This window comes from Listeria rocourtiae subsp. hofi (genome assembly GCF_963575615.1).
In the GTDB taxonomy this organism is placed as follows: Bacteria; Bacillota; Bacilli; order Lactobacillales; family Listeriaceae; genus Listeria_A; species Listeria_A hofi.
The window spans coordinates 1-7,011 of record NZ_CAUYTL010000064.1 but is presented as its reverse complement, the minus strand read 5'-3'; the positions used below and the strand labels follow the sequence as shown (position 1 = coordinate 7,011).

The 7,011-nt window shown below is 39.3% G+C and carries 6 protein-coding genes and 1 pseudogene; 6 read left to right on the top strand and 1 reads right to left on the bottom strand.

Features of this window, described 5'->3' with window-relative positions; translation table 11 throughout:
* Positions 1 to 443: 443 nt before the first annotated feature.
* The 5 genes and pseudogenes from R8925_RS15495 to R8925_RS15475 all read left to right on the top strand — a co-directional run bounded on the left by R8925_RS15495 (position 444) and on the right by R8925_RS15475 (position 6,434).
* Positions 444 to 1,007, top strand: coding sequence for a hypothetical protein (locus R8925_RS15495; RefSeq protein WP_430536691.1), 564 nt, complete (start codon positions 444 to 446; stop codon positions 1,005 to 1,007).
* Between the two features lie 1,212 nt (positions 1,008 to 2,219).
* A pseudogene (locus tag R8925_RS15490) lies at positions 2,220 to 4,355 on the top strand (RHS repeat domain-containing protein); the annotation flags it as partial.
* A 9-nt stretch (positions 4,356 to 4,364) separates the two neighbouring features.
* A complete protein-coding gene (locus tag R8925_RS15485; RefSeq protein WP_430536689.1) occupies positions 4,365 to 4,739 on the top strand; it encodes a hypothetical protein in 375 nt (124 codons plus the stop codon).
* Between the two features lie 466 nt (positions 4,740 to 5,205).
* The gene (locus R8925_RS15480) at positions 5,206 to 5,679 is read left to right on the top strand and encodes a hypothetical protein (protein ID WP_430536688.1); all 474 of its coding nucleotides are present in this window, start codon (positions 5,206 to 5,208) and stop codon (positions 5,677 to 5,679) included.
* Positions 5,680 to 5,948: 269 nt separating this feature from the next.
* Positions 5,949 to 6,434, top strand: a complete 486-nt coding sequence (locus tag R8925_RS15475; RefSeq protein WP_430536687.1) for a hypothetical protein — start codon at positions 5,949 to 5,951, stop codon at positions 6,432 to 6,434.
* Between the two features lie 135 nt (positions 6,435 to 6,569).
* Here the strand turns inward: R8925_RS15475 and R8925_RS15470 are convergent, their stop codons facing one another.
* Complete coding sequence (locus tag R8925_RS15470; protein ID WP_430536686.1) at positions 6,570 to 6,671, bottom strand: type I toxin-antitoxin system Fst family toxin; 102 nt, start codon at positions 6,669 to 6,671, stop codon at positions 6,570 to 6,572.
* 73 nt (positions 6,672 to 6,744) lie between these two features.
* Here R8925_RS15470 and R8925_RS15465 point away from each other — a divergent pair, with 73 nt between their 5' ends.
* A complete protein-coding gene (locus tag R8925_RS15465) occupies positions 6,745 to 6,825 on the top strand; it encodes a hypothetical protein (protein WP_430539459.1) in 81 nt (26 codons plus the stop codon).
* The last annotated feature ends 186 nt before the right edge of the window (positions 6,826 to 7,011 follow it).

Sequence of the window (7,011 nt, the reverse complement as noted above, 5' to 3'; positions counted from 1 at the left end):
AGGTTTATTGGTTGACTAATCGTAAGAAGAGGATGGAACATCCGTTGATTTGTAGATCAACTTTTGTCCCATCCTCTCAAAAAAATATGTAACTATCAAATTTGTAAATGTAGATTCTTTTGTTATGAAGGGTGGATTCTTCCCTTTTCCAAGTTATGGGACTTCAAATAGTTGACCAGATTGAGCGTGGTTTAGAGAGTAGATATGAAGTTTCAGATTGGGATGGAGGAGCTATTTATTTTACCTGTCAAGAGATTTTGATACTAGAAGTAAGTAGTGAGTAAATTTTCAAGCTTTTTAGTCTGAATAAAAGCAAGCGGTTGGGGAAAACAGGAACAGCTATACAAGTAATATAAAAAACTACAAAGAATCTATAGGGAAGACCGTGGTTGATTACTGTACTAGAAGAATAGATTAATGGAAAACACAAGGGAGGAATAAATATGTCTACAAAATTCATATATGATCGCCTACTAAAATGCCACCAGGACAATAGGCTCGTAGCTATTTACACGGCTCGTGAAGCGGATTATTTTGAAGCTGGATACATCGAAGCGCTCACAGCAAACGAAGTCATGTTTCGCGCAAGGCGATCAGATGGCTATGAGGAAGGATTTGTCGTATTACCACTAGAAATGGTGTGTCGCATCGAAATCGAAACGGCCTTTTTGAAAACTGCGGAATTACTTGCAAAACATTTAGACCAACCTAGAAGCCACGCGTTCTTTGATAAAGCACCAAACAAAAAACATTCGCTATTTGAAATTGTAGTGGATCATGTATACCGCAATAAGGAAATGGCCATCATTGAGATTCTAGGAGACGAAGCTCAAGTTGCAGGTATTATCGAGGAAAACGATTATGAAGGATTAGAAGTCAGCTTAATAAGCGATGAGGGACGATTGGATGGCACTTGCTGGATTAAAAAAGAGGATATCATTGCGATTCGGTTTGGTGGTAGCGTTGAGCAAGATGTGATGCTTAAGTTACAAAATCAATTAAAATAGACATCTAACAATAAAGCAAGGGCATGCTGAAAAGCGAGGCTCTTGCTTTATTTAATTGTGTGTGTCAAAAAGAATAGAAATCGCATCCCAAAATGTCCAAAATAGAGTTTTGAAATATACCAAAAGTGATAGGGAATTTTGACATTATATTGATAATTGTTTGTGATGACAGGAACAGTAGCGATTGACAAAACAACAGCGGCACCAGGCGGCGTGAGCGGCGCAGCTTCCTTGAAAATCACTGGGAAATCCACTGGACGCGGGTTTACAGCTGGAAAACAAATCGTGGAGTTGGAGCCAGATAGCACGTATACGTTGAGCGCACTCATTAAAACAAGCGATATGAAGGATACGAATGTGTTCTTTAATGTCGAGCTGCAGGATGCAACAGGGAAGCGTGTCACCGATGGGGAAGCATGGCAGAGTAATCGTTACAGCGATATCAAGGCGAACCGTCCATGGACGAAGCGCCAGTTAACGATTAAGACCACGACAGCGAAAGCCTACATTTTCCTAGAAGTGGAGCAGAATAAAGATACTGGTGGAACGGGAACAGCGTGGTTTGATAATCTTCAATTGGAAAAAGGGGAAGCATCGGCAACTTTTAACCCTGTCTTGAACAGTAGTTTTGAAACGGCGAGTAGTGAATTAGCAGCTACAGGTTGGTATCGTGGTTCCACCGCAGGTGCGGACAAACTGGCGATTGATGATACGGAAGGTTTTGCGGACAGCTCCTCAGCACGCATTGTGCGGACAGCCGTGACGGATGTGGACAGCAAGTATGGACAAGAAATCGTCCTGAACCAAACCACAGCGAAAAATGTGACGGTGACCGCGATGTCCAAATCCGAGAACGTGGTGAATACAGCAGGCGGCGAGAAGTTGTCGAATGATTACGCGATTCTAGCCGAGGCAGTATTGAGTGATGGGGTTACGAAATCCTTCTATGCGCCATTCCCAACAGGAACGAATGAGTGGAATCGTAGTGCGGTGACCGTGAATGTCGATAAACCAATTACGCGCTTGAAAATCTGGACGCTATTCCGTGGCAAGCATACAGGGAAAGCCTGGTTTGATAACATGCGTGTGATGGACGGGGAAGTGTTGACAGAGAACACGTATGATAGTGCGGGGAATTATGTAGTCGCGTCCTATGATGAAGAACACCGGAAATCCGCCTTCACATATGACGTGTATGGCAACAAACTCACCGAAACCGATGAAAAAGGCAATACGAAGAAAATGGATTATAACTTAGACAACCAATTGACGAAAACAACTTTGGCAAATGGAACAGCCGTTGCCTACAAGTATGATGATAATGGCAATACAACCGAGAAGTTCGTGACAGCAGACGGCAAAGAACAACAAAATAGTTACGCCTACGATAGTGACAACAAAGTCACCCAATTCACAGATTCTCTAGGTAGAAAAGTTAGCTATGAATATGATACTAATGCGAATCAAACAAAAATTATCAAACCAAATGGTGATATTCTAGAAAATATCTATGATTCTGCGGATCGTAATAATGGGGTGAAGTGGAATAATCAAACTGCATTTAGTTTCCAATTTGATCCAAATGGTAACGAAACGAAAGTTACGGATGCAATAAATGGTGTTACACGTGATAAAGCCTATGATGATGCTGACCGTATCACGAAACAAACCGAGCGTGGCGGTAGTGTTTCCTGGACATATAAAGACAAACCAAGCAAAGACAACAAAGGAAAAACCGACAAAATCAATGAAGTTGTTGTATCGCATGGTGCACATAGTTATAAGGCGACCTATGATTACAATGCGCTGGACCAGAATACAAAATTCAACGACGGTTCTCGAAACTATTTCCTAGATTATGATGAATTCGGAAACGTGAGTCATTACATCAATGGAAATGGTGTTGGGACTAACTTCACGTATGATGCCACTCAAAAAGTACGCGAAATTCAAATCGGAAACAAGCTAGGCGATAGTCTTTTTGAAGAGAGCTATACCTATGACAATGCGAGTAATCGTACAAGTATTGATAATAAAAAAGAAGGTAAAACAAGTTACGAATATGATGCCATCAACCAACTGACGAAAGAAACACTTCCAGATGGCACGGTTAAAGCTTACACGTACGATGGTTTTGGTAACCGTACGAAAGTAACGGATTCTAGCAAGACAAAAGCTATTGATGCAAGTTATAATTATGGTAATCAATTAATGATGTGGAACGGTGACAAACTAACTTACGATACAAATGGCAATCGTCTAAGTGATGGGAAATATATTTACACATGGGACACGGCAGACCAACTCACAGCCATTACGAAAAAAGGCGAAACAACCCCATTCGCCACGTATAAATATGATGATGATAACCGTCGTGTGGAAAAAACAGTGAATGGACAAACGACGAAATATTACTACGATGGTGATAGTATTGACGTTCTATACGAAACAGATGGCGCAGGAACAGTACAACGCCAATACGTCTATTCCGATAGCAACGTTCGTATGGCGATGAAAGTCGGTGCAAAAACCGTCTTTTACCACTACAACGCGCATGGTGATGTGATTGCCCTGACAAATGAAGCAGGCGACACGATAGCAGAGTACAGCTACGATGCATGGGGTAATGTACTAAAAGCAACTGAAACAACGAACGAAGCCAAACAAAACCCATTTGGCTATGCTGGATACACCTATGACAAAGAAATCGGCATGTATTATTTGATGGCTCGTTACTATGAACCAGAACAAGGTATTTTCATCAGTGTGGATCCAGACCCAGGGGATGAAGATGATCCATTGACGATGAATAGTTACAACTATGCCAACAATAATCCCGTGATGCATATTGATCCAGATGGACATTGGGTGTGGTTAGCAATTAATGCAGGATTTGCAGCATATGATGGTTATAAAGCGTATAAGAAAACAAAGAGCTGGAAGAAGGCCGCTTTTGCAGCAGGGAAAGGAGCTTTGGGTGGCGGTAAATTCAAAATAGCTAAAAAAGCTGGAAGCATTGGTAGTCGTTTATATAAGGGGGCGCGTGCTAAATATTATAAATATAAAAATAAGCGGTCTAAACCGTTTGTGCCAAAATCTTATTGGTCAAAAAATGCTTCGATGATGGGGAAACCCAGCTCGAGAGTTACGCATTATAAATACAGTAATGGATTTAAGCAAAGATCAACAGTGGTTTATGATAAATTTGGTAGGCAACGATTTCGTGTAGATCATAGCACACATGGTTACAAAAATCACACGGCTCCACACTTACACTATTATAAATATACAAGAGGTTCTAAGGGAGGACATGGTTTTAGATATAATATTTATCGTTACAAGAAATGAGGATGAAAAATGAACGACTGGAAGAATAATGATATACTACAATCCAATTTTAAAACCTTTGATGAGAAAAATTGCCAACAAATACTCAAACTAGAATATGATATAGAATGGGATCATAATGGCTTTGAGGTGGCTACTTTGAAGTTAAGGTTGTTGTATAGCCATAAAGATACTAAAAAATATGTAGATATGAAGTTTTGTGGATTAGAATCATTAAAGATTGACGGAAGTCTCTTTCCATTCTTACAAGTAATGGGTTTTCAAATTATAAACCAAAGAGAATATGGTTTGGAGAAAGTCTATGAAATATCTGATTACGAAGATGGTAATATTTATTTCACTTGTGATGATATAGAGGTTATAGGTGTTTCTAATTTAGAATAGCTCGCCAAAAGAGACGATAATGATTGTGGTTGGATGCCAAATAAGGTTGACATCTGAGTAATAAAGAAAGGGCACACTGAAAAAGTGATGCTCTTTCTTTATATATATGTGTCAAAAAGCATGCTTTTTGACACATTATGAAAAGTTGCAGGAACGCATGTCAAAATGCCTTAAGAGGAGTTTAGAAACATGTCATTAAAAAGGAGGATTTTTGCAATAAAAGTAAAATTTAAAATATGCTTTATCTTTGACGAGGTAGCCCTTGATATAGAATTTTGCTAATCGATAAGACCAGAGATTTCATAACTATTCAGTTGTAGGTTCTATTTTATTCATTACAGAAGCCGTTTCCACAGTCCCTTCTATATCTTCCAGCATGTCTGAATTACGATATCTCGTATATCAGCTCTATAATAGAGGGCAAGTAAAGGCCTTTTGCGATGCTACTTCATGGAACGAATGGCATTTGTTAGAGGGGCTATTTCAAAAAGAAAAACAATGGCCCGTCAAAAAAATTGCTAGAGTAGAATATAGAAATGAGCATATCATTAAATCAAAAATAAATAAATTACACACGCATCTAGCTAATTATTTATTTTCTGGCAATCTAGCATGGAATGCGAGCGGTAAAGAGAGGTATTTGGAGCGAATCATTATCTATATGTATGCTCATCCAAGCTATTCCCATGCCCAAATAGCGAAGCATTACAAAATGACAGAGGAACAAGTAGCGTCTATTATCGCGTGGGATAAAGAATTAGCCTATGTTCGAGATAAGTATGCTATGTTGGAAATGGATATCGTGGCGCATAAAATAATGGTGTATCATGAGAACTATCCAGAGGCATCGACAGCGACCGTTTATGCGGCCGTTTGTCAAAAAGGTGTTACATGGGATGAGTTTCAACGCATTTTGGGTCTGAGACATAACCTAAAATAAACCGGCGACAAGCGCTCGCATTCAGGAATTTGGCGGACTTCCGGTTCTCATGTACAGTCGTACACTCCGCTTCCGGCTTCCACAAAATCCCCTGAATACAAACGCTTTCGCTCGATTTGTGTCAAGCAAGATTCACATCCTACTCGTAAAAAAGGATTTGTGATATCTTGCTTATTTTGTATGAAAATGAGTTTTGTCCCGTACTCATCTCTGATGTAGAACCAGCTTCAGAAACTGAGGAAGAACTGGTATCACGGGTTATAACTATAATGGAGGAACATACTGATTGGACCAAATTTGATCTTGCGAGAGAATTGAAATGGTCCGAAAATAAAGTACAACTATTTATCAAGAAACATGCGTTACCTTATCAACTCCAGAGAGGAAAGCAAAAAGTACTGAATCCAGAGGATGTCATGGCATTTATGGCAGATCATCCAGACATGAGTTTGAGTAAATTAGCAGCGCATTTCGGTGTAGCAACTAGTAATATGTTATCGTATATGAAAACACACGGTATCATGAAGGGTGGTCTTTTAGTGAAAAAAGTGATAGGAAAACATCCATCTGGCCGATCCGTGGTTATACAAAAAGGAGAATCAGAAAAGCGCTATATCTATGAAACGTTTCTCGGAACTGGAGAAGCAACGACATGGCAAACAGCAAGAGATGCGGCAAGACGTACGAGTTTTACAGAAGCAGAGAAGCAACAAGGATTAGATAAAGGAAATTGGAACTGGCGAGCATTTGATTGATCTATTTGTTGCGTATATTTACTTTCTCATGTTTCTTTGTTATAATGAAGTAGAAAATAAAACGAGCATAGGCTCACCCAAAAACCCTAGTTGCCGCACAACTAGGGTTTTCTTGTGTAGGGTTAGAGATGTCGCCTACTTTTTTTCATTGCTCCGATTCTCTAACATATGTTTGAACCATGCGATAGCACATCCAACCAAAATCGGTGCGATGATACTTGAAAATAAAACGAACATGAGGTCACCCCCCTTCAGCGAAAATGTTCGCCTGAAGGTAGACGACTATTTTATTGTAACATAGGAATATAGTATAAAAGAAATTGTAGAGCTAACCAATATAAGTCAAGCCACATTATATAGAAAATTAAAAACAGTAAAAAGTCATGAATAAAGCGCATGACTTCTTTTTATGTTAAAAATAATAACGAATATTCCTGTATTGAAGATACCTGATTGTTCGGATTCCTATGGCGTTTTCTGTTCCGTTGCTACAGAGACCCCTAAAAAAGCATCTAAATCATTAAAATCAATGTTTTCAGCATGATAGTACTTATAAATATCATCAATGGTGCTTTTT